This is a genomic window from Vreelandella mediterranea (genome assembly GCF_970647075.1).
This window is the reverse complement of the sequence record NZ_OZ310198.1, coordinates 1,819,443-1,842,172: the sequence shown is the minus strand read 5'-3', so window position 1 is coordinate 1,842,172 and position 22,730 is coordinate 1,819,443. Positions and strand designations below refer to the sequence as shown.

Genomic DNA, 22,730 nt, shown 5'->3' with positions numbered 1-22,730 from the left:
TTATTGCCGTGGGAATATGCTGGGCGAGCCCTGGCGCGAGAAGGTGTAGATCAGATCCACCGCCTGACTCGTACCGGTAACCGCCTGTACGTAAAGATTACGCCAAAGCGTATAGCGTAGCGTTAGTTCCGCAATCGGCGAGAAAATTCCCACGCCGTAGCTAATGCGGAGGTCGTCGGTGAGCTGGCCGCTCAAGGCGACCTGGCTGTCGTCGCCGGCCCCGGTGGTGTCGAGTGCCAGATCGTTGATGCCGAAGGCTTCACCAATCGAGCCGACCGCGCCGCCGGTACGCCCAAGTGACATACCGATGAGCGCAGTGGTCAAGGCGCTGTCGACGCCGCCACCGGAAGAATCCGGTGCCCGCCCACGCAGTACGTAGGAGAGCGCGCTGCTTTCCGGCATGGCGGGCTCCGAGAAGATCGCGATATTGGGTTCGTCGGCGGTGCCAGTGACTCTAAGCCCGGCGATCACGTCATCCTGGGTCACATCCGGGTTACGAATCGCTTCGAAATCGAGCACCGGCTGGCCCGGCGGGCCGCTAAAGATCAGCTGACCGCGGCGAATCAGCAAATCCTGCCCAAAGGCCTGGAAACGCCCGTCGACCAGGTTCACCTCGCCAAACAGTTGCAGGATGCCGTTATCCTGACGGATTTCGAGGCCGCCGGATAGCCCGGACTCGAGCCCGTAGGCCGCTAGCTGCATATCGCTGCCAAGCGTCAGAGTGATCAGCATATCGAGTTCGATACCGGTCTGGGCGAGTTCGTCGGTCCTGCTGGGCCCTTCGCCGTTGGCGGCTTGAAGCTGGGCAATGCGCTCGGCTTCGCGGTCCTGGCGCTCGGTAATGATGATTTCATCGCCGCTTGGGCTAATCGCGGAGGCCGGCAGTCGGCCGATTTCCAGTCGCGCCCAAGGGATGTCCACGTTACCGCGTATCTGAAGAAGCTCCGGGTTGATGCGAATACGAATATCCGGTGCGGCCTCCAGGCGGCCGAACTGGGGAAGCACCACCAGTAACGGCTCCTGTACCGCGTTTAGATCGATGCCCATGCGCCACTGCTCGTCCTCAGGCCAGTAGGCATCGCCGGTGATGTTGAGCCGGCCCCGCTCGGCGGCCACGAAACCGTCGATAGAGCCCTGGCCGCCGTCGAAGCGCAGGGCCAGCTCGCCATCCACGATATCCAGCGGGATATCCGGCCCGCGCGCCCGAACGCCACGCAGGGCTAGAGTGCCCTGAAGATCCGGCTGGGCCGTGGTGCCGCCGATTTGAACGCTGCCGTTCAGGTCTCCCTGTAACTGGTCGAGCTGCGCGACCATCGGCAGGTAAGGCTCGAGCGAGACGTTGCCGGCGCGCAACTCGCCGTTGAGTCCGCCCTGGCCGATCGGGTCGTTAATGGTAAGGTCGAGGGCGAGCCGGCCGGCTTCTGAAAGCGAAAGCACGACGTTTGCGTTGGCCAGCGACTGGTTGGCCTCTATCTGGGCGTCCAGGTCGATGACCGGCAGCTGAACCGGCTGGCCAAAGTCGTTGATCGCGGTAATGGCCAGCTCGCTCAACAGTTCGACATTCGCCTGCCAGCGCGCCCCACCCTGACGCCAGGAAAGACCCAGGTCCGCCGTCGTGTCACCTTCAAGACGCCAGTCATCGGGCAAGAACGGCTCAAGCATTTCCATGGGAACTTCGCGCACGGTCAAGGCGGCCTGGCCTTGATCCGCCGAGGCGTTGATCGTCTCCGTTGAACAGACCAGTCCGCCTTCAAGCCGGCGCAAGCAAAACGGGGTTAGCCGCGCCTGGCCGTTGGCCAGGTTGTAGCGCACATCGAGCGGGCTCTCGAGGCGGATGTTGCCGGCCTCGGAGTCGATCTCGAGCGGCGTTACCTGGGCCTGGTAGCGCTGGTCTGCCTGATCGAAGCGCCCTGCCAGTTCGAGCTGGGCGCGGCTCATGACCGCGCCGTCGCCGCCTTGTACATCGAAGGCCAGCGTATGCTGGGAAAGTCGCCCGTCCAGGGCCAGGTTCAGGCGCTCGAAGGTTTGGCCGCCGGCGATCACGCGCTCGAGCGCTAAATCGACGTCCAGACGCGGGTCGTCGATACCGGTGACATCGCCGTTGAGCGTCAGGCGCTCGACGGCGTTGTCGGCAAAGCGCAGGCCATCGCCGGTTAGTTCGGCGTTGAGGCGTGGCTCGTTAAGGCTACCCCGCGCCTGGATATCGCCGGTCAAACGGCCGGCAAGTTCCGGATGCAGGGTTTGCAGCTGGGTGAGCGCAATGTCCGCATCCAGCGAAAGCGCCTGCTGGCTTGCCTGGCCCTGGGCGGTAAGACGGTTCTCGCCTTGGGTAAAGAGCAGCTCGTCGATATCGACTTCCAGGTCCGTATTAGCGGTCAGCGCGGCTTGCAGCGTCAGTGGGTAATCCTGTAGTTCGCCGCCGATCGAGAGTTCGGGCAGGTCGATCAGCCAGCGGTTGCCCTGCTGAAGCACGCCAAGTTCGATATCTCCATCGAGCGAGCCGTTGAGGTCATCGACGAAGTGCGAGGGGTCGAAGTTATCCAGTCGAATCCGCGTATCCAGGGCAATGGCGTCGGCCCAACTGACCCGCCCCTGGCTTGCCAACCGGCTTTCATCAATTCGAAGGGCAAGGGATGACCAGCTAAAGGAGCCGGTATCGCCGCTACCCTCTACGTTCAGCGATAAAAGCGGCACCTCCGGCCCCTGGCCGTCCACGTCCAACGCTAGTGTGTAAGCGTTGATGTCACCCTCGGCACGCATATCCATATTCTGCAGGACCCAAGGGGCGGTCTCGGCGTTTTCCGGGGCGATCAGGGGCCACTGTAACCGTTCGCTTTGAAGCCGAGCGGTAAACGGGTAATTCGTATCCTCGATATCGATGCGTGCCTCGAGACGGGTATCCTCGATCCCATCGGCGTCGAGCACTACCGTGAACGCCTCCAGGTCGCCGTTGGCGTGCAGATCCAGATCCTGTACGACGATAGGGTCGGTTTCGGCGTTTTCTGCGGCGATCAGCGGCCATTGGAACCGCTCGCTTCGTAGACGCAGGTCGAAAGGATACGTCGGATCGTCAAGATCGACACGCGCTTCGAGCCTGGTGTCCTCGATACCGTCGGCGTCGAGCACCACCGTGAACGCTTCCAGGTTACCGCTGGCGCGAAGATCCAGGTTCTCCACCGTCAAGGGCTCGGCGTTGCTGTCTGCCGCCGGCGTGGGCGGCCACTGGAATTGCTCGGTTTGCAGGCGTACATCGAAGGGAAAGCGCGGGTCGAGTACGTCCACGCTTGCATCGAGCACGACATTGACCAGCCCTTCGGTGTCGAGCTCGCCGCTCAGCTCGGCAAGCGAGCCGGACAGTGAAAGCGATAGCGTATTACCGCTAAGCTCGGGAAAGCGTTCGGGCAGGTAAAGCGTGGTGTCCAGGTTTAGATCGAGGGGATAGCTTTCCGCCAGGCGGATAGTGCCCGTAAGATCGACTTCGGCGTCCGGGGTGAGCACGTAGAAGGTATCGATCGCGACATCGTGTTCTACTACCGAGCCCACGAGCGTGAGCCGCTCGACCTGGTAGTCGAAGGCGCCTTCGAGGGCGAAGTCGTTGATGGCGAGTTCTTCGACGATGACATCGATCGGGAGCGTGATATCCGGCAGCTGCGTTCGCCCTTGCTCGCTCACCAGCACCCCGCCGCCTTCGTCTTCGGTTGCCTCTTGCTCATCCCGGGGCGCGTGAACGGCGATCGCCCCGTCGATGCCGGTGGCCTCGAGCGGTGTGTCGGTATTTTGGGTGAGCCGAACGCCTTGGGACGGGGGCAAATAGACGCGAGGCTGGTTTAGCTCGGTCGGCGCCAAACGCACGCTTTGCCCTTCGGCGATGGCGGCGCTGGTCAATGACGCCAGCGTGATACGCGTACCATCCCCTAACGTCACCGCGGTGTCATTCAGTACCAGTTCGCGAAGTTCGATGGGAAAAGGCAGCGTAATGCGCAGCGGCTCCTGGTTCTCTTCCGGCGGCGTTTCATCGTCACTCGCGCCGATACGGATATCCGCTCCTTCGGCGCGCAGCGTGTCGATACATAGCCGCCCCGACAGCAGGCAGTCGTCCGCCCAGCGAAGTTCCAGGTCATCGATGGCGACCCGGGTCGTGCCGATGTTCAAACGAAAGCCTTGAAGTGTGAATTCGTCGAGCAACTCTCCGGACTGAGAATCGAAGCTGACATAGCCGCGCTTTTCCGCCTGGGAGAAAATCTGCGCCGTCCCCCAGGGGGAAAGCGCCGTGCCCAAAATTAGCGCTACCAGGCCAAACAGCCACAGCGGCACGAGGATTAGAAGCCGGATTAGGCTCCAAATGGCCAAGCGGGTACGGGTTCTAGAAGAGAGCCGCTTTTTCCTGCGCGGCTTTTTCTTTGCGACGTTTGCCAAAATGCGCTCCTAGAACTCAGGGCCGATAGAGAAGTGTAAGCGGTAATCGTTGTCGTCATCGTCGAAGGGATGCGCGACGTCGAAACGAATGGGGCCGACCGGCGATACCCAGCGAACGCCCAGGCCCGCCCCGGTTTTCAGGTCGTCGGCTTCCCAGTCGTTGAAGGCATTGCCGTTATCGACGAAGGCAGCACCCCACCAGTCGCCGGTTGCTCGGCGCTGGTACTCGAGCGTCGAGCTCAGCATTTGTTGGCCGCCGCGCAGCAGCCCGTCTTCGCCACGCGGCGCCAGGCTCTCATAGGAGTAGCCGCGCACGCTGCGATCCCCACCGGCGAAAAAGCGCAGCGAGGGCGGGATCTTGTCGAAGTCGTCGGTTTCAGTAGCGCCCACGCTGAGGCGCGCTAAGAAGCGGTTGTCCGCATTGAGGGTACGAATCCACTCGGTATCACCGGTCACGCGGGCAAAGCGGGCGTCCGACCCCCAGGCGGTATCCGAATACTCCACAGAGAGCTGCTGACGGTCACCCCAAAGCGGAAAGCGCTCGGGCCTGGTGCGCGTACGCGACCACTGAATGCCGGGATAGTAAAGCCAAACCTCGTCGGAGAGCCCGCCCTGGGTAAAGTCTTCGTAGGTGGTACGCAAGTAAAGCGTCTGAACCCAACGGTTTTCGAACTCCCAGCGCCGGGCGAACTCGATGGTGCCCTCGACTGATTGGGTGTCGTTATCGTCGCGGTTACGGATACCGTACTGGAGCCGGTAGTTGTCGCGAATCGGGTCTTCCAGCGGAATGTTATACACCCCGGTAAAGCGCTGATCCGGCCCGGAAATGTAAAGGTCGTGGTTCAGGCTATGACCCAAGCTATTGATCCAGGGCTGCTGCCAGCCAAAACGCAGCCTGGGGCCGACATCGGTGGCAAACCCGATACCGGTTTCGAATTGGTGGCGGTCGGCAGGCTCGACGGTTACATCGATCGGCAGGCGGTTGTTGCCCGACTGGCCAAGGCTTAGCGCACTCGCGAACGCCGCGCTCGAAAGCCGCGGGCGCTGTGGCTGGGAGGCGGTGGCCGAGTCGAACCAGGGCGACCCACCGCCACTCGGCGCAATCACCAACTCCTGGGCGGTTTGCAGCCGCGGGCGCACGGTGACCGAGCTAAACCAACGGGTTTCGCCCAGCCGCTGGCTATAACGAGCCACGGACTCGGCAAGATAAGGGTCGCCGGTCTCGAAGCCGCGCATCTGACGCAGCCGGTCGGGCTGGATATGACTGCCCACGATGACGGTATTGCCGAACTGGTAGCGCGGGCCGCTATCGAAATCCATATAGAGTCGCGCGCTTTCAAGATAAGGGCGAACTTCCATACGGCGGTCGGTAAAGCCCCAGTCGAAGTAGCCGCGCTCGATCGCAAGGCCCGAGAAATCGGAGCTTAGCTCGTCCCAGGGGGCGTGATTGAGCACGTCGCCTTCGCTGAGCGGAAAGGCGTCCAGGGCCGCTTGAAACGTTGGGTCGTCCTGGGCATCGCCCTGAATATCGATCGACAAGGTTTCGATACGTACCGCCGGGCCCGGCTCGATTCGTACCCTCACCGGGGTTTGATCGACGTCGACGTTGATCTCGGATTCATAGTAGCCAAAAACCCGCAGCGCTTCTTGGGCGCGCTGACGGATCTCGCCTTCCAGGCGTACATCGGTGTAGCGTTCTTCGTCGATGTTTTGCAGGTAAGCGTCAACGTTCTCTTGCACCGGCCCAGTGACTCCGCTGATGGAGGCTTCTACCGCTCGCGCCAAGGGGCTAAGCGTCAAAAACGGCGTTGCTGCTAACAGCGCGACGGGGATGGCCAATCGCTGACGGTATCGTTGCATGTGTGTCTTTTCCTAACCCAGGCCGGCGAAATAGCGTAAGGCGATATAGTGCGCGTAAGGCGATATAGTACGTGTAAGCCGATATAGTACGTGTAAGCCGATATAGTACGTCGCGCGCCGAATTATCGCAGCATTTCCATTTGGGCACTAAACGCGAGCTGCGCCTGGCGCACTTGGCGTACATCGCTCTCCAACGCACTAATGCGCTCGCTTAGCTCTGCCGTTGCGCTATCGAGTGCTTGTTGATCGATACCCGCTTCATCGTTTTGGGGCCTTTGTGATAGCTCGGCCACCTGTTCGTCGAATTCGCTCCGCCACTGGCTGAACTGGTTCTCGATCGAGGTGCTCTCCCGGGCGATCTGCTCTTCAAGTGCCGCTATGCGCTCGGCGGTATTCTGGTCGAGGTAAGCCACCTCTTCCACCAGATTTTGTCGGCCGGCGGTTCCCGCCTGTTCAAGGGCGCCAAGCGAGGTGCGAATGGCGTCCAACTGGCGGTCGTTAAGGTCGGCGGCCTCGCGAAGCTGATCAAGCTCACCGCGTAAATCGTCCAGCGACTCTGTCGAGGCCAACTCCTCGCCGTCGGTCAGTACACCGTAAAGCTCTTCACGGGTGTTGCTCAGCCGCAGGGCAAGCTGTTCCTGCTCCTGGAACAGCGTGGTCATCTGCGCCTGCATGTAGGTGACCGTATCGACGACGTCGACATCGCCGGACTCAAGCCGCGCGTGCAGGTTGGAGACCTCCCCACTTACTCGGCTAAGCTCGCTCGATAGACGTTCGCGCTCGAACCAAAGCCCTGCAGCAAGCGCGCCCAGTAGCGCGATCACCAGCAGTAGCATAAGCCACAAGGGCCAGATGGTTGGCCCGCGGCGATGGCGCAGGTGCTGCGCGCTCAGGCTTTGGTCCACATCGGGCACGATGCGTTGGGACGAGGTGGCGTCAGACATGAAATATCCTCAAAGAGTCGCTGGGTCGGCACGACGACCAATCCCTCTATAGCGTAGGCCACAGCTGGCTACGAAGGCAGGGTCGAAAATGTTGCGCCCATCCAATACCAATTTAGCGTTGAGCAACGAGGCTAAGCGATGCCAGTCCGGGTTCCAATAGATTTTCCACTCGGTGACCAGCATCAGCGCATCCGCGCCCTCGCAGGCCAGGTAAGGGTCGCCGGTGTAAAGCGTCAGGTCCTCGCGCTCGCCCAAAAGCGTTGCAAGCGCCGGGGTGGCTGCCGGGTCGTGGAGTTTCACCTTGACCCCTTGGGCCAACAGCGCTTCCAGCAGTGTAAGGACCGGCGCGTGATCGATGCGCGCGGTGCCGGGCTTGAACGCCGCGCCCCAGATTGCGACGGTTTTGCCGGTCAGCTCGCCTTCGAAAAACGTCCAGAGCTTTCTGAACAGCGTCTCTTTTTTCTGCTCGTTGATATCGACGACCTGCTCTAAAAGCGCCGAATAACGCCCGCTTTGCGACTGGACATCGGCCAGGCGCATCAAATCCCGGGAAAAGTTCGGGCCGCCAAAACCGCAACCCGGGTACAGGTATTCAAAGCCGATGCGCGTGTCGGCGCCCATGCCCTGGCGCACGTGCTCGACATCCACTCCCAGAGTATCGGCAAGCCCGGCGATTTCATTCATGTAGCTGATGCGCGTGGCCAGCATGCCGTTGATGGCGAGCTTGGTCAGCTCCGCGGCACGCCGAGGCATGAGCTGGAAAACGTCGCGGCGGCGGTTGAACGCGCGCAGAAGTTCGCGGATGACCTGTTCGCCCTGGGCGTCGTCGCAGCCCAATAGCCAGCGTGTGGGGCGCGTGAAGGACTCCCAGGCGCGCCCTTCTTCCAGCGTATCCGGGAGAGCCACGCTTGAATGCTGCTCCCCCATCAAGGCGTGCAGCCGCTCGGTGTCGCCCACTGGAAAGGTGGAATTATTCACCAACACCACCCGCGGCACCTGAAACGTTAGCGCGTCGATCAAGGTGTCCGCCGCCTGGCGCTGGTTGGGCGAAAGAGCCAGCCAGATCACCTCCGTGGCGCCGGCATCGTCCAACTGGTCGATGATACGCAAGGTGCCCTGGTCGAGCGCCTGGCTGATATGCGCCATGAGCTCGGGCTCCCGGCGCAGCCAGTCGCGCTCGGAAACGGCCTCCCAGGTAGAGTCTTCGTGGAGCAGCCAATCGACCCGGTGGCCTACGAAGGGCAGTGCCGCGGCCGCCGTCGCAGCGCTGAGCTCACTACCGTGGAGTAATACGCGCATTAGGTACGCTCCCAACGCAATCGCCGGATAAACAGGGCTTTTTGAGTCATGACGCGCTCCTTTTCATGCGCTTCGCTCCTGGAGTGGTTAGAATGTAATAATACAAAACCCGGGGGTGGATGCCACCTTGTTGCCTAATGTAACCGGCTGGAACGATTTGGCCGTTAGGCGGCCCGGTAAAATCTCGCGCTGACACGATAAGGAAGTGACTCCATGCAAGCGACCTCTCAGGATAGCACTGCTGATCGCTATAAAGGTAACGTCGATCAAGCGGAAGTAGCGAAATTTGAAGCACTTGCCAGCCAGTGGTGGGACGACCAAGGCGAGTTCAAGCCGCTGCACGAGATCAACCCGCTGCGCCTGGATTTCATCGACGCCCGGGCCGGGCTTGCCGGGAAGGCCGTGCTGGATGTGGGCTGCGGCGGCGGCATCTTGAGCGAGTCCATGGCGCGCCGCGGCGCTCAGGTGACCGGCATCGACCTGGGCGAGGCGCCGCTGGGCGTTGCCCGAGTACATGCCGAGCACCATAACGTCGAGCTCGACTATCGCAATATAAGCGTTGAAAGCCTGGCCGAGGAGTCGCCGGGCGCCTTCGATGTCGTCACCTGCATGGAAATGCTCGAGCACGTCCCGGACCCGGCATCGGTCATTCGTGCATGCTGCAAGCTGGTACGCCCGGGCGGTTACGTTTTCTTTTCGACGATCAACCGCACGCCCAAAGCCTACGCGTTTGCGATCGTGGGCGCGGAGTACGTACTGAATCTTTTGCCCCGGGGAACCCACGACTACGCTAAATTCATTCGCCCTTCTGAAATGGCCGGCTGGGCGCGTGAGGCGGGACTCGAGGTGCGTGAGCAAACCGGACTGACCTACAACCCGCTTACCCGCCGCTACAAACTGGTAGCCCAGGACGTTTCGGTCAACTACATGATGTACTGCCGCAAAGTGAGCCAATAAATGGCGTATTCGACCCTTGATGCGCCCGCCGCAAGCGCCACGCGTGAGCTTCCCGCGCCCAAGGCGGTGCTGTTCGATCTCGATGGCACGCTGGTCGATACCGCACCGGATCTGGCGAACGCGACCAACGCGTTAAGGCAGCACCACGGCTTGGCACCCCTGCCCTTCGATCAGATCCGCCGGGAAGTGTCTAACGGGGGCAGCGCCCTGGTGACGCTGGCCATTGGTCTTGAAGCCGATGCCGACGGCCACGCCAGCGCCCGCCAGTACCTGTTGGATGCCTACGAGCAGGCGGTAGCAGTGCATAGCCAGGTCTTTAGTCCGCTGGATCGGTGGCTGATCGACTGGCACGCCAATGAAAGACTCTGGGGCATCGTGACCAATAAGCCCCGCCGCTACACCCTGCCGCTACTCGAAGCGCTGGCGCTGGAGCCGGGTGCGCTTTTGTGCGCCGACGACTTGAGTGTCAAAAAGCCCGAGCCCGAACCGCTTTGGGAGGCCGCGCGGCGCCTGAATATCGCCCCAGCAGAGTGCTGGTACGTGGGCGATCATCGCCGCGATATCGAGGCGGCAAAAGCGGCGGGCATGACAGCCATTGCGGTGGGGTATGGGTATATCAGCGAGCAGGACGACTACCGCACCTGGCCCGCCGATGTCTGGTTCGAAACCTGCGAGGCGCTGGTCGAGCGCCTTCTCACGTTCTAGCAGGGAGAGAGTGAACCCCTTCGGGTTTTAAGCCCGGGGCGGCTGCGCGTCGATTTTTTGCCCCGTTACGCCGCGGCTGTCCGGGCCCATCAGCCAAAGGTAGGTGGGCATGATCTGTTCCGGTGTACGCAGCGTAGTGGGGTCTTCCTTTGGGTAGGCACCTTCACGCATTGCGGTGCGCGTGGCGCCCGGGTTTAGCGTATTGACGCGCAGGTGCGCGCGCTCTTGGAACTCATCGGCCAAAAGCTCCATGAACCCTTCTGTGGCAAACTTGGAAACGCTGTAAGCGCCCCACTGCGCCCGGCCTTTACGGCCGACGCTAGAGGACGTGAAAATCAGCGAGGCATCCTCGGCGCTATCCAGTAGCGGCAACAGTGCCTGGGTCATCCAGATGGGGCCATTGATGTTGACCTGCATCACCTGTTCCCAAAGCTCGGGGTCGTACTCTTCGAAAGGCGTAATCGTCCCCAATAGCCCGGCGTTGTGTAAAACGCCGTCCAGCCGGCCAAACTCTTTATCCAACCGCCTGGCCATATCGTCGAAATCTTCGAGGGTTGCGCCCTCGATATTGAGCGGAAAAATCGCCGGCTGGGGGCTGCCCTGCGCCTCGATTTCATCGTACACGCGTTCGAGCTTCTCGAGCGTGCGGCCCAGCAGAATAACGGTAGCGCCGTGTTGGGCGTAACTCAGCGCTGCGACCCGGCCGATCCCATCGCCGGCACCGGTGACCAAAATGACCCGGTCCTTCAATAGTTCAGGCTGGGGCTGATAGTCGATCTTGCAGGTCATGCATAACCTCGAGGTGAGTATTATCCGGCGGACTGGCGGAGAAAGTCGTTGGCAAGCCCGGCGGCGCTGCTTTGCGGAAAGTCGTCGCGCACCTGCTCTAGTAGTTCGCGACTGCGCTCGGGCTCGCCCTGGCGGGCCTTGACCAGACCCAGCTTATAAAGCGCGTCCGGCACTTTGTTGCTGTTGTCGAAGTCTTCGATGACGCGGCTAAAGGCTTCATCCGAGGCGCCGAGTTCGTTTTCGGCAGCATAGAGCTCGCCAAGCCAGTAGTAGCCGTTGGCTGTCAGGCTGGTAGCCGGGTGGGCATCGACGAAGGCGCTGAACGCGTCGATCGCTTCGTCGAAGCGGCGCGCCTGAACGTGGGCGAAGGCCGCCTGATAGTCGGCCTGGGCGTCTTCGCTTACGTTGCTGGAGGGGGCATTGACCACCTCCTCCGCCGCCTCAGGTTCTACTTGCGGCGCGGCCTGCTCGGCGGGCGCCGGGGCTGGCGCGGAGGCCTGCGCCGGTGCGCTCGTTTGCAGGTTCATCAAGCGGTCTTCGATATCGATGTACTGCTGCTGCGACTGTCGGCGCAGCTGTTCCAGCTGATGCCTAAGCTCTTCGACCTGGCCGCGCAGCTGCTGGATTTCCTGCTGGTGCTCCTCGACCTGGTTAAACAACACCAGGTTACCGCCGGAAGCTTCCTGGCGCTGGGTTTGCTGATAGAAGCCGTTGGAGCCCGAAGAAATATCCTGAACCAGGGGCTGTTGGGCAAGCGCCGTAAGGGGCAATACGGACAGCGGGAGCGCAATGGCTCCCGCACCGCACAGCCTCTCAAAAAAGCGTTTGAGACTGTGATTCATGTTGACTCCGAAAACGCAGGCGCGCCGTGGCGCGCCGGTACGTCTAGTAGCTAAATACAACGCGACGGTTTTGTGAGTAGGCGCTGTCGCCCTGGCCGCTGGCCGCCGGACGCTCTTCACCGTAGCTCACAACGCTCATCTGAGACGGCGAAACGCCCTGAATGTTCAGAAAACGCTGTACCGCGCGAGCACGGCGCTCACCCAGTGCCATGTTGTATTCCCGCGTGCCGCGCTCATCGGTATGGCCCTGAAGCGTAACGCGCGCGTTCGGGTTGGACTGCAGGTAGCGTGCATGGCCCATTACCACGGATTCGTACTCGCTTTTGATCGTATCGCGGTCGTAATCGAAGTAGATGGTGCGCACTTCGGGGATACGTGAATCGGCCTGCTGGCCGGTACCCGAGCCGCTGGTCGAACCGTACTGACCGGTACCGCTGGCGCCCGTGCCAGAACCGGTGCCCGTACCCGTGGTGCTGCCACTTTGGCTTCCGTAAGCGTCACCGTCCTGGGTGCCGCCGGTGCTTGAACAGCCAGCAACCGCCAGAATGGAGAAAGCGACTGCTAGAGAGCGAGCCAATGGCTTAAGTTGCATAATCAGACTCCTTGCCTGAAAACAGAATTTTGTGTTGTTCAACTATTTCTGTTGTTCAACTTTAATTTAAAAAGGGAGACCACGCGGGATCGCGTACTTCACCCTGTGCTGCCGGCAGTCTGAATGACGAGCGGCCATCCGCCGAAACGGCACTCAAAAAGCCACTTCCACCCTGTTGGGTAGCGAAGATTACCATGGTCCCGTTCGGCGCAACACTAGGAGATTCATCCCGCGTTGATTCGCTCAATACGACTAAACGGCCACCATCCAATTCCTGACGCGCTACCTGATACCCACGGTCCGAGCGGTGAATCAAAAAGATCTGGTCACCGTCGGGTGAGTAGCGCGCACGAGCATTGTAGTTGCCGGTGTAGGTCACACGGTCGGCGCTGCCGCCACTGGCCGGCATCTGATAAATCTGCGGGCCGCCGCTGCGATCCGAGGTGAAAATCAGGTTACGGCCATCCGGCGACCAGGCCGGTTCAGTATCGATGCTATTGCTCTGGGTCACGCGGTCGAGCGAACGGCTGCCGATATCGAGTACGTAGATATCCGGCTGGCCATCCTTGGAAAGCGACATCGCCAAACGGCGGCCGTCTGGCGACCAGGCCGGGGCACCGTTGATACCCTCGAACGAGGTTGCCTGAACCCGCTGTCCGGAGGACACACTTTGAATATAAATCGCCGGGCGTTCCGTTTCAAAGGAAACATAGGCCAGTTTAGTACCATCCGGCGACCAGGCTGGTGACATGATCGGCTGATCAGAGGTTAGCACCTGCTGGCTGCGGCGCCCGTCCGAGTCAGCCACGTAAAGTCCAAATTGCATGTTGTCGCCCAAGCCCTGGGCAGTGACGTAGGCAATTTTGGTCGAAAACGCGCCGCGAATATCGGTGATCGCTTCAAAAATCTGGTCGCTGATGTAGTGCGCGCCACCGCGCAGGTCGTTGCTATCGACGTTGACGGTTTCGCCGATCATGCGCGACTGGCCGCTAATATCCATCAGCTCGAACTGGATCTGATAGCCGCTGCCGGACTGCTGAGCGCGCCCGACGACCAGGTAGCGGGTATCCAGAGAGCGCCAGGTGCCGAACTGCACATCGCTTGCCTGACTTGGCCGTTCGAACATTGCGCTGCGTTCGAGCGGGGCGAACATGCCGCTACGCTCCAGGTCATCCTGAACGATTTGTGCAACGTCTTCGGGGAAGCCTTCGCCGCCTTCAAATGGCACTACGGCAATGGGCAAGGCCTGGTCGCTGCCCCGGGTTATTTCGATGGTAAGGTTGGCGCTTGCGACGCTGCTGATCAGCAGCAGAACACAAAATAGCCATACTTTGCTCAAGGTCTGCATCAACGTACCCCTCCTGGCGAGAAGTTAAAGTTCATCGGTTGTGATCGAATCATGCGCTGCTGTTCCGGGGTTAGTTGCAGCAGCTCGCGAAACGGCGCTGCTTGCTCGACCGCTTGAATGGCCGACTGATCAAAAGCGCTGTTGCCGCTCGACGTTACTATGTTAGCCAATAACACCTCCCCTGACGGCCCCAAACGCACGCTTATGGTGGTACGCAAGTTGTCGCCGGCGCCGCCGGGGATGATCCAGGCCTGCTCGACGGCCCGCTGCACGAGGTTGCTAAAGTTATTGGCTGCCTGCTGGGCTTGTTGCGCATTGGCCGCGGCCGCCGCTTCGCCTTCCAACTGGCGCTGCATGGCGGCTTCGGCCTCTGCCTGAGCTTCGGCTTCGCGCTGACGCTGGGCCTCTGCTTCTCGTTCACGCTCGGCTTGGGCGTCGCGTTCGCGCTGCGCCGCTTCTTCACGCTCACGTTCTGCCTGGGCTTCGCGCTCAGCTTGTGCTTCGGCCTCGGCTTCGCGACGCGCCTCTTCCTCTCGCTGGCGTTCAGCTTCAGCTTCGGCTTCGGCCTCCGCTTGGGCCTCTGCCTCTGCCTCAGCTTGGGCTTCGGCCTCCGCCTCGCGACGTGCGGCTTCTTCGCGTTGGCGTTCGGCTTCTGCTTCTGCTTCGCGTTCCTGGCGAGCTTGCTCTTCGCGCAGGCGTTGCTGCTCGGCCTCGGCTTCTTCTCGGGCCTGCTCCTCGGCGGCGCGCTCTTCGGCCAGGCGTTGGGCTTCTTCTTCGCGTGCCTGGGCTTGAGCCGCCTGCTCCTGAGCTTGTTCTTCGGCTTGCTGTTCCCGGCGCGCCGCTTCGGCTTCGGCTTCTTCGAGCGCACTAGCGCGGTCTGCAGCCGCTTGGGCTTCCGCCTCGGCAGCGGCTTGCGCTTGCGCTTCTGCTTCCGCCTCGGCGTTGCTCTCTTGCGGTGCAGGTTCGGACTCGGGCTCAGGCGGTGGTTCGGTCGCCTCCGGGGCGCTGGCACTCTCTAATGCCGCCTGCTGTTCGATCGCCTGCTGCGCCTGGTCGGTAAAGGTCTCGGTGCTGACGAAGGTTGCCTGCACGATCGAGGTAGTGTCCGGCTCCTCGGTGCTGCTCGGCAGGCTAATCAAGCTAAACGCCAGGATCGCGAGGTGAACCGCAATTGCCAGTATCGCGGGCAAGGTATAGCCGACATCCTGTCGGTCACGAAAAGCGTCATGGGCCATAAGCGTTACCCTTGCGCCTCCTGGGGCGGCTCGGAAAGTAGCCCTACGTTGGCAACGCCGGCGCGCTGAAGCGTACTCATCAGCACCACGATTTGACCGTACTGTACGTTACGGTCGCCCCGCACCATGACCGGCGTATTGGGTACACGCTGGAGTATCGCGACGACGCGCTCGGACATCTGATCAAGCGATACCGCCGTGGTGTCCTCACCCAAGGTAATGAAATAACTGCCTTCACTATTGACCGAGATAATGATGGGGTCCGACTCGTCCTGATTCTCCAGCGGCTCGGAGCTTACCTGGGGCAGGTCGACCTCGACCCCTTGAGTCAGCATGGGGGCGGTGATCATGAAGATCACCAGCAGTACGAGCATGACATCGATGAAGGGGACGACGTTGATCTCCCCCATCGGTTTTTTATTACCGCCGCGATTAAATGGTCCGTTCATGTTGGACTCCCTTAGCCGGCGCTCTTGCTGCTATCGCGACCTTGCAGATTGCGATGCAAAATGGCGTGGAACTCTTCGGCAAAGTCTTCGTACTTACCCAGTAGCCGGCCAACGTCATTGGAGAGACGGTTGTAGAAAATAACCGCGGGAATGGCGGCGAACAGCCCCATGGCCGTGGCGATCAGCGCTTCGGCGATCCAGGGCGCGACGGTGGCAAGCGTTGCCTGCTGCGACATGGAGAGCGACTGAAACGAGCCCATGATGCCCCAGACGGTACCAAAAAGGCCGATATAGGGGCTTGCCGAGGCCACGGTGGCCAAAAACGTGAGATGTTGGGTCAGGCGGTCTTCTTCGCGGGACCAGGCCACGCGCATGCTGCGCTGTACGCCTTCAAGAATGGTATCGGCGTTGCGGGTCTTGGGAAGCAAACGGTTGAATTCGCGAAAGCCGGAATGAAAGATATGCTCGGCGCCATGCCCCGGCTCGTCGGCGGGGATTTCGCGGTAGAGTTCGTTGAGATCGACCCCGGACCAGAACGACTCTTCGAACTCGCTGTAATCCCGCTTGGCTCGGCGTATAGCGATACTGCGCTGAAAAATCACCACCCATGAGAGGATCGACCCCACGACAAGCAGCAGCATGACCAGCTGCACGACGGTGCTGGCACTCATTATCAGGTGGGGTATGGACATGGTGTTATCGTTCACAGTCGCCCTCATCAGTCTGTTAGCGCAAACGCGCCGTTATGGTCTGTAGAATGGATCCAGAAACCCGTTAGGTAGTACTGCCCGGCCCGCTTATGCGTCGAGTTGGGCCCGAAGCTCGCTGGGCCACGCTTTGGGCCGCAGCGTTTCGCCGTTCAAGCAGGCTATCTCGACTGTGGCGCGGCACAAGAGTTCCTCGTTTCGCCATACGCGTTGATCGAACACCATCCGGCAGCGGCCCATACTGTCGACCGTTGCGTCTACGCTTAGCGCGTCGTCGAGTCTGGCCGGTTTGCTATAGTGACAAGCCAAGCGGTATACCACTAGCTGAGTGCCTTCGTCCAGCAGCGTTTGTTGGCCAAGCCCCAATTCTCTTAGCCATTCACTGCGGGCACGCTCCATGAACTTCAAGTAGTTAACGTAGTAGACGATGCCGCCTGCGTCTGTGTCTTCGATATAGACACGCACCGGCATACGAAACGTTGGGCTCACGGGCGACGCTCCCCTTCCACGTCGATACTCTGCTCGTGGGGTACGCGGTCGAAGTGTCGCCAGGCCTGGCGGGTCACCACACGCCCACGCGGCGTGCGCATCATGAGCCCCTGCTGAATCAGGTAGGGCTCGATGACATCCTCGATGGTATCGCGCTCTTCACCGATCGCCGCGGAAAGCGAATCCACCCCGACCGGGCCGCCGTCGAACTTGTCGATCATCGCCAGCAATAGCCGCCGGTCCATATGGTCCAGGCCATGATGGTCTACGTTTAGCATATTGAGCGCGGCGTCGGCCAACGCGGCGTTAACGACCCCGTTACCCTTGATGTCGGCGTAGTCGCGCACGCGGCGTAAAAGCCGATTGGCGATACGCGGTGTGCCCCGGGATCGCCGAGCGATCTCTATCGCGCCTTCGCGGTCGGTTTCGACGTCCAAAAGCTTGGCCGAGCGGGTCACGATCTCGGTCAGCTCCTCCAGGTTATAAAACTCGAGGCGCTGCACGATACCAAAACGATCACGCAGCGGCGAGGTCAAAAGCCCGGCGCGCGTGGTCGCTCCGACCAGCGTAAAGCGCGGCAAATCCAGCTTGATCGAACGCGCCGCTGGCCCTTCGCCAATCATGATATCGAGCTGGAAATCTTCCATGGCGGGATAAAGAACTTCCTCGACGACCGGCGAAAGCCGGTGGATCTCGTCGATGAACAACACATCACCGGGCTCGAGATTGGTGAGCATGGCGGCCAGGTCGCCGGCGCGCTCGAGCACCGGGCCCGAGGTTGACTTGAGCCCGACCCCCATCTCGGTGGCTATGATATTGGCCAGCGTGGTTTTACCAAGGCCTGGCGGGCCAAAGACCAGGGTATGGTCCAGGCTCTCCTCGCGAAGCCGTGCGGCGCCGATAAAAATCTCTAGCTGTTCGCGTACCCGGGGCTGGCCAATATAGTCCTGGAGTTTTTTGGGGCGAATAGCGTGGTCGATGCGCACTTCGCCCTGCTCGGGGGCGGCGGCAATGAGCCGGTCGTGTTCTAGCATAAATACTCGTTAGCGCCTGCGTTCAAAACCCGATAATTTGTCATTTAGCCTCCCATGCGCCGGGTAAGTGCTGCTTTTATGAGCGCTTCCGTTGGCTGATGGGGGTCGATATCGGCCAGCATTTTAGCGGCTTCGGTCAGCTTGTACCCAAGGCTTGTAAGCGCCGCCTCGGCATCGGCCAGGTTGTTGCGCGGCGCGGGCTCGCCGTTGGCGCCTTCCAGGGCAAGCGGTGCGTGCTGGCCCTGCTCCCATTCCGGGAAGCGGTCGCGCATTTCGATGATCAGCCGCTCGGCGGTTTTCTTACCCACGCCCGGCAGTTTGGTGAGCGCCTTGCTGTCGTCGTCGCGCACGCAGCGCATGAAGGCGTCTTCATCCATGCCCGAGAGAATCGCCAGGGCGAGCTTGGGACCTACGCCGTTGACCTTGATCAGCGCCCGGAACAGCGCGCGCTCCTGCGCCCGGGCGAAGCCGTAAAGAAGATGCGCGTCGTCGCGAATGGTCAGGTGGGTATAGAGCGTTACGGTCTCGCCTGGGGCGGGAAGCGCCACAAGGGTTGTCATCGAGGCTTCCAGCTCGTAGCCAACGCCGTGCACGTCGATGACCACCCAGGGTGGATGTTTTTCCAGCAGTGCGCCGTTTAAACGACCAATCATGGGCTACCTCGTTACCGATCAAACAGGGGTTACATAAAAAAGCGAGTGACTAAACAGACGGTTACTCTACACAGGGTTACTATATGACGACTCTGTACAGATGACCAGTGGTGGCGCGACGACCTTAAGTGCTGTGCGCTGTTAAAGGCGCCAACGCCCGCTCGAGCGCCGACTTGCACCCCGGGCGGGCAAAGCCGTTAGCCCCTGGCCTGCGTAGGCGTGGCTGAGCGCAATGGCCAGCGCATCCGCGGCGTCGGCCTGGGGCGTGGCCGAAAGATTCAAAATGGCGGTGACCATATGCTGGACCTGGGCTTTATCCGCCCCGCCTTGGCCGGTCACCGCCTGTTTGATTTGGCGGGCGGCGTACTCGGCGATTTCCAGCCCGTGATTGGCCATACACACTAACGCCGCGCCGCGGGCCTGGCCAAGTTTCAGGGCGGAATCCGGGTTTTTCGCCATGAAGACACGCTCCACAGAAACTTCGGTTGGCCGGTGAAGACCCACTACCTCGGCAAGCCCGGCGTATATTTGCGCCAGGCGCTGCTCGAGTGCGCCGTCAGCGGTTCGGATACAGCCGCTTGCCACGTAGTGCGGTTTGGCGTTGACCAGTTCGATCACGCCGTAACCGGTAATCCGCGAGCCCGGGTCGATCCCCAGGATGCGCCGAGGCGGGCCTTTGGGCCGTTCGTCCATGTACTTTCTCCTGACGGACTTTTTCTAACGTACTACTTCCAGACGTACTATTTCCAGACGTACTTTTCCTGACCTACTTCCCCTTGAAGCGCGGTGCCTGGAAACAAAAACACCGACGCGAGCGCCGGTGCTTGAGCCTACCTTAACGTAGCATTGAGACGTCGGCTGGATTACTCGCCGGTAGTGGTCTCGGGCTTCGCTTTCTGGCGCAGGCGGATGTTGAGGTCCTTGAGCTGATCCGGGCTCACCTCGCCCGGGGCGTCGGTCATCAGACACGCCGCGCTCTGGGTTTTCGGGAAGGCGATCACTTCGCGGATGGTTTTCGCGTCGGCCATCAGCATCACCAGACGATCGAGGCCGAAGGCCAGGCCGCCGTGGGGCGGCGCGCCGTACTGGAGCGCGTCGAGCAAGAAGCCGAACTTCTCTTGGGCTTCCTCTTCACCGATACCCAGAATCTCGAACACGCTGCGCTGCATGGTCTGGTCGTGGATACGGATCGAGCCGCCGCCGAGCTCGGTGCCATTGAGCACCATGTCGTAGGCGCGGGAAAGCGCGCTGGCCGGGTCGGCCTTGAGCTCTTCCGGCGAGCAGGACGGCGCCGTGAACGGGTGGTGAAGCGGGCTCAGACGACCGTTATCGTCGGCTTCGAACATCGGGAAGTCGACGACCCAAAGCGGCGCCCAGGATTGGGTGTAAAGGTCCAGATCGGCACCGAGCTTCACGCGCAGCGCGCCGATCGCCTCGTTGACGATGTTGGTCTTGTCCGCGCCGAAGAAGATGATATCGCCATCCTCGGCCCCTACCCGGTCCAGAAGCTCTTCGACCACGTTCTCCATGAACTTGACGATAGGCGATTGAAGACCTTCCAGCCCCTTGGCGCGCTCGTTGACCTTGATCCAGGCCAAGCCTTTTGCGCCGTAAATACCGACGAATTTGGTGTACTCATCGATTTCTTTACGCGAAAGCTTGGCACCGCCGGGTACTTTCAGCGCGGCCACGCGGCCGTCGTCGGCGCTGGCCGGTCCGGAGAAAACCTTGAAGTCGACCTGGCTCATTAGGTCGTCGACATCGGTAAGCTCGAGCGGGATACGCAGATCGGGTTTGTCCGAGCCGAACCGGTCCATCGCTTCCTGCCAGCTCATGCGCGGGAATTCGGGCAGCTCGACGGAGAGCACTTCCTTGAAGAGCTTTTGAATCATCGACTCGGTAATGCCCATGATATCGTTCTCCTCGACGAAGGAGGCCTCGATATCGATCTGGGTGAACTCGGGCTGACGGTCGGCGCGCAGGTCTTCGTCGCGGAAGCACTTGGCGATCTGGTAATAGCGGTCGAAGCCCGCCACCATCAAAAGCTGCTTGAAAAGCTGGGGCGACTGCGGCAGCGCAAAGAAGCTGCCGGCGTGGGTGCGGCTAGGCACCAGGTAGTCGCGGGCGCCTTCCGGCGTTGCCCGGGTCAGGATCGGCGTCTCGATATCCAGAAAACCTTCGTTTTCCAGATAGGCGCGAACGGTATGCGAGATACGCGAGCGCAGACGCAGTTTCTCGATCATGTCCGGGCGGCGCAGGTCGATGTAGCGGTGCTTGAGGCGCACTTCTTCGCCGACCTTGCCGTGCTCGTCGAGCTGGAAAGGCGGCGTAGCGGCGGTGTTGAGCACCTCGACGTCTTTCGCCAGAATCTCGATCATGCCGGTGGGCATGTTCGGGTTTTGCGTGCCTTCCGGGCGTAGCCGAACGCGGCCGGTAATACGCAGCACGTACTCATTACGGGCACGGTCGGCATTGGCGAACGCTTCAGCGGTATCCGGGTCGACTACGAACTGGGCGATACCGTCGCGATCGCGCATATCGAGGAAAATGACCCCGCCGTGGTCACGGCGACGATGCACCCACCCACAGACGGTGACCGTTTGATCTACCAGAGTTTCGTTAAGCTGGCCGCAATAATGGCTGCGCATGTTTCATCCTGTTCTGTTACGTGACAATAAAGGTATCGCGGGTCTGGCCTTCACCGGCGCGGCTACGCCGCGTCACCCTTGCTTTTGGAAGAGCCACCGGTGGGTGTAGACGAAGCGTTTTCGGCTTTACCCGTTGCGGCGGGCTGGTTGTCCGCCGCCAGGTTTTTCTTGCCACCGGTTTTGAAATCGGTTTCATACCATCCGCCGCCGGCCAAGCGGAAGCCGGCCGCCGACACCAGACGATTGAGATCGTCGCGCTGACAGGCCGGGCAGTGCTTTAACGGGTCGGCACTGATCTTCTGTAGTTTTTCCATGCGATGACCGCAGGCCTTGCACTCGTATTCATAGATGGGCATGTTGATAGCTCCTGAAAAGCTCAGCGTAGACAGGACATTGATAACCCTAACGACTTTGGGCCCTGGCAATATGTGGCCTGTCGTAATAAATTCCAAGACAGCGGTTGGTAAAGCCGCCCATTATACCCTTTTGTGCCCCCTGCCGGGCAAGGCCTGGCATCCCTCGGTTTACATGGAGAGAATAAAATGGCCAACGCGGTAATGCTCGATGCACAAAGCATGGGCCCTCATATCGATTTCACCGCGATTCGTGACTGCGTCTCGACGCTGGATATCTACGACCAAACCACCCCGGAGCAGGCCCAGGAGCGCCTGAAAGACGCCGATATCGTGCTGGTCAACAAGGTCAAACTCGACCGCCAGCTTTTGGAGTCGCTGCCCTCGCTCAAGCTTATTTGCGTCATGGCGACCGGCCTTAACAACATCGACATGGACGCGGCCCAGGCCAACGGTATTGCCGTGAAAAACGTGTCCGCCTACGGCACGGCCAGCGTGTCTCAGCATACGTTGATGTTGATATTGACGCTGGCGGCTCGCCTGCCCCGCTATCAACAGGATGTCGCCCAAGGCGCCTGGCAGCAGAGCGTGTTTTTCTGCCTGCAGGACTACCCGACGCTACAGCTTGCCGGCAAGGAGCTCGTCATGGTCGGCCAGGGGGAGCTTGGCTCGGAAGTGGCGCGGCTGGCGAAAGCGTTTGGTATGAACGTGACGTTCGCCGCACGACCAGGTGGCGAGGCCGACGACGAGCGCCCAAGCCTCGACGAGCTTATGCCCCGCGCCGATGTCATCAGCCTGCACTGCCCGCTCAACGAGCAAACGAAACACCTGATCAATAAAGAGCGGCTGGAAAACGCTAAGTCGTCGCTTTTGCTGGTGAACTGCGCCCGGGGCGGCATTATCGACGAGAACGCTGCGCTAAAGGCCCTGCGCGAAGGCCAAATTGGCGGGCTTGGGGTCGATGTACTGCCCGAAGAGCCGCCGCGTAGTGGTCATGCCTTGCTGGACGCGCTGGCAAGCGATGAGGCGCTCAACCTGATCGTGACCCCGCATAATGCCTGGGTTACCCCGGAGGCCCGCCAGAACATCGTCAAGTTGACCGCCGAGAATATCGAACGCTTTAACGCAAACGCCTAAGCGGTCGTAAAACCGTCGGGCACGCGCCCGCCGCTGACCTCTTCGAAGGTGACCTCGGTGACGTGGGCGTTCGAAGGCCCCTGCCAGAGCCACTCGCCAAGGGCGGTGACTGCCTCGGCGTCGCCGCACATGAGCACTTCGACCCGGCCATCGGGCAGATTTTTAGCGTAGCCCGTTACCCCTTTGGTACGGGCCTGTTGCTGAGTACTCGACCGGTAGTGAACGCCTTGTACCTTGCCGCTTACCCAAGCGCGAACGTTTTTCGTTACCACG

21 protein-coding genes are annotated in these 22,730 nt (G+C 61.0%); 3 read left to right on the top strand and 18 right to left on the bottom strand.

Going from position 1 to position 22,730, the window contains the following annotated elements:
* From tamB to ACWFVE_RS08590, 4 genes are all read right to left on the bottom strand, one after another.
* Positions 1–4,416, bottom strand: coding sequence for an autotransporter assembly complex protein TamB (gene tamB, locus ACWFVE_RS08605; protein ID WP_447528859.1), 4,416 nt, complete (start codon positions 4,414–4,416; stop codon positions 1–3).
* A gap of 9 nt (positions 4,417–4,425) precedes the next feature.
* A complete protein-coding gene (gene tamA, locus ACWFVE_RS08600; protein WP_447528858.1) occupies positions 4,426–6,276 on the bottom strand; it encodes an autotransporter assembly complex protein TamA in 1,851 nt (616 codons plus the stop codon).
* Between the two features lie 122 nt (positions 6,277–6,398).
* The gene (locus tag ACWFVE_RS08595) at positions 6,399–7,220 is read right to left on the bottom strand and encodes a hypothetical protein (RefSeq protein ID WP_447528857.1); all 822 of its coding nucleotides are present in this window, start codon (positions 7,218–7,220) and stop codon (positions 6,399–6,401) included.
* 9 nt (positions 7,221–7,229) lie between these two features.
* Entirely contained in the window at positions 7,230–8,519 is a 1,290-nt protein-coding gene (locus tag ACWFVE_RS08590) for a nucleotide sugar dehydrogenase (RefSeq protein ID WP_447528856.1), read from the bottom strand.
* 213 nt (positions 8,520–8,732) lie between these two features.
* Here ACWFVE_RS08590 and ubiG point away from each other — a divergent pair, with 213 nt between their 5' ends.
* Both ubiG and ACWFVE_RS08580 read left to right on the top strand, forming a co-directional pair.
* Positions 8,733–9,476 (top strand): bifunctional 2-polyprenyl-6-hydroxyphenol methylase/3-demethylubiquinol 3-O-methyltransferase UbiG, encoded by a 744-nt coding sequence (ubiG, locus tag ACWFVE_RS08585; RefSeq protein WP_447528855.1) that lies wholly within the window; start codon positions 8,733–8,735, stop codon positions 9,474–9,476.
* Positions 9,477–10,181, top strand: a complete 705-nt coding sequence (locus ACWFVE_RS08580; RefSeq protein ID WP_447528854.1) for an HAD-IA family hydrolase — start codon at positions 9,477–9,479, stop codon at positions 10,179–10,181.
* Positions 10,182–10,208: 27 nt separating this feature from the next.
* Here ACWFVE_RS08580 and ACWFVE_RS08575 read toward each other — a convergent pair whose 3' ends face one another.
* From ACWFVE_RS08575 to ACWFVE_RS08515, 13 genes are all read right to left on the bottom strand, one after another.
* The gene (locus ACWFVE_RS08575) at positions 10,209–10,970 is read right to left on the bottom strand and encodes a YciK family oxidoreductase (RefSeq protein WP_447528853.1); all 762 of its coding nucleotides are present in this window, start codon (positions 10,968–10,970) and stop codon (positions 10,209–10,211) included.
* Positions 10,971–10,990: 20 nt separating this feature from the next.
* On the bottom strand, positions 10,991–11,812 hold the full coding sequence (ybgF, locus tag ACWFVE_RS08570) for a tol-pal system protein YbgF (RefSeq protein WP_447528852.1): 822 nt from the start codon (positions 11,810–11,812) through the stop codon (positions 10,991–10,993).
* A 43-nt stretch (positions 11,813–11,855) separates the two neighbouring features.
* Positions 11,856–12,404, bottom strand: a complete 549-nt coding sequence (pal, locus tag ACWFVE_RS08565) for a peptidoglycan-associated lipoprotein Pal (protein ID WP_447528851.1) — start codon at positions 12,402–12,404, stop codon at positions 11,856–11,858.
* A gap of 61 nt (positions 12,405–12,465) precedes the next feature.
* Positions 12,466–13,752: a Tol-Pal system beta propeller repeat protein TolB gene (tolB, locus tag ACWFVE_RS08560; RefSeq protein ID WP_447528850.1), complete on the bottom strand. Its 1,287-nt coding sequence runs from the start codon at positions 13,750–13,752 to the stop codon at positions 12,466–12,468.
* Entirely contained in the window at positions 13,752–14,987 is a 1,236-nt protein-coding gene (tolA, locus tag ACWFVE_RS08555) for a cell envelope integrity protein TolA (protein WP_447528849.1), read from the bottom strand. Before tolA ends, tolB begins: the two co-directional genes overlap by 1 nt.
* A gap of 5 nt (positions 14,988–14,992) precedes the next feature.
* On the bottom strand, positions 14,993–15,436 hold the full coding sequence (gene tolR / locus ACWFVE_RS08550) for a protein TolR (protein WP_447528848.1): 444 nt from the start codon (positions 15,434–15,436) through the stop codon (positions 14,993–14,995).
* An 11-nt stretch (positions 15,437–15,447) separates the two neighbouring features.
* The gene (tolQ, locus tag ACWFVE_RS08545; RefSeq protein ID WP_447528847.1) at positions 15,448–16,128 is read right to left on the bottom strand and encodes a protein TolQ; all 681 of its coding nucleotides are present in this window, start codon (positions 16,126–16,128) and stop codon (positions 15,448–15,450) included.
* 105 nt (positions 16,129–16,233) lie between these two features.
* Positions 16,234–16,614, bottom strand: coding sequence for a tol-pal system-associated acyl-CoA thioesterase (ybgC, locus tag ACWFVE_RS08540; protein ID WP_447530516.1), 381 nt, complete (start codon positions 16,612–16,614; stop codon positions 16,234–16,236).
* A 14-nt stretch (positions 16,615–16,628) separates the two neighbouring features.
* Positions 16,629–17,666 (bottom strand): Holliday junction branch migration DNA helicase RuvB, encoded by a 1,038-nt coding sequence (gene ruvB, locus ACWFVE_RS08535; protein WP_447528846.1) that lies wholly within the window; start codon positions 17,664–17,666, stop codon positions 16,629–16,631.
* A gap of 44 nt (positions 17,667–17,710) precedes the next feature.
* Positions 17,711–18,319 (bottom strand): Holliday junction branch migration protein RuvA, encoded by a 609-nt coding sequence (ruvA, locus tag ACWFVE_RS08530; protein ID WP_447528845.1) that lies wholly within the window; start codon positions 18,317–18,319, stop codon positions 17,711–17,713.
* Between the two features lie 141 nt (positions 18,320–18,460).
* Complete coding sequence (ruvC, locus tag ACWFVE_RS08525; RefSeq protein WP_447528844.1) at positions 18,461–19,012, bottom strand: crossover junction endodeoxyribonuclease RuvC; 552 nt, start codon at positions 19,010–19,012, stop codon at positions 18,461–18,463.
* Between the two features lie 170 nt (positions 19,013–19,182).
* Positions 19,183–20,967, bottom strand: a complete 1,785-nt coding sequence (gene aspS / locus ACWFVE_RS08520) for an aspartate--tRNA ligase (protein ID WP_447528843.1) — start codon at positions 20,965–20,967, stop codon at positions 19,183–19,185.
* 62 nt (positions 20,968–21,029) lie between these two features.
* Positions 21,030–21,323, bottom strand: a complete 294-nt coding sequence (locus ACWFVE_RS08515; protein ID WP_447528842.1) for an FmdB family zinc ribbon protein — start codon at positions 21,321–21,323, stop codon at positions 21,030–21,032.
* Positions 21,324–21,509: 186 nt separating this feature from the next.
* Here ACWFVE_RS08515 and ACWFVE_RS08510 point away from each other — a divergent pair, with 186 nt between their 5' ends.
* Complete coding sequence (locus ACWFVE_RS08510) at positions 21,510–22,457, top strand: D-2-hydroxyacid dehydrogenase (RefSeq protein WP_447528841.1); 948 nt, start codon at positions 21,510–21,512, stop codon at positions 22,455–22,457.
* Here the strand turns inward: ACWFVE_RS08510 and ACWFVE_RS08505 are convergent.
* Complete coding sequence (locus tag ACWFVE_RS08505) at positions 22,454–22,729, bottom strand: acylphosphatase (RefSeq protein ID WP_447528840.1); 276 nt, start codon at positions 22,727–22,729, stop codon at positions 22,454–22,456. The genes ACWFVE_RS08510 and ACWFVE_RS08505 overlap by 4 nt on opposite strands.
* Between the last annotated feature and the right edge of the window lies 1 nt (position 22,730).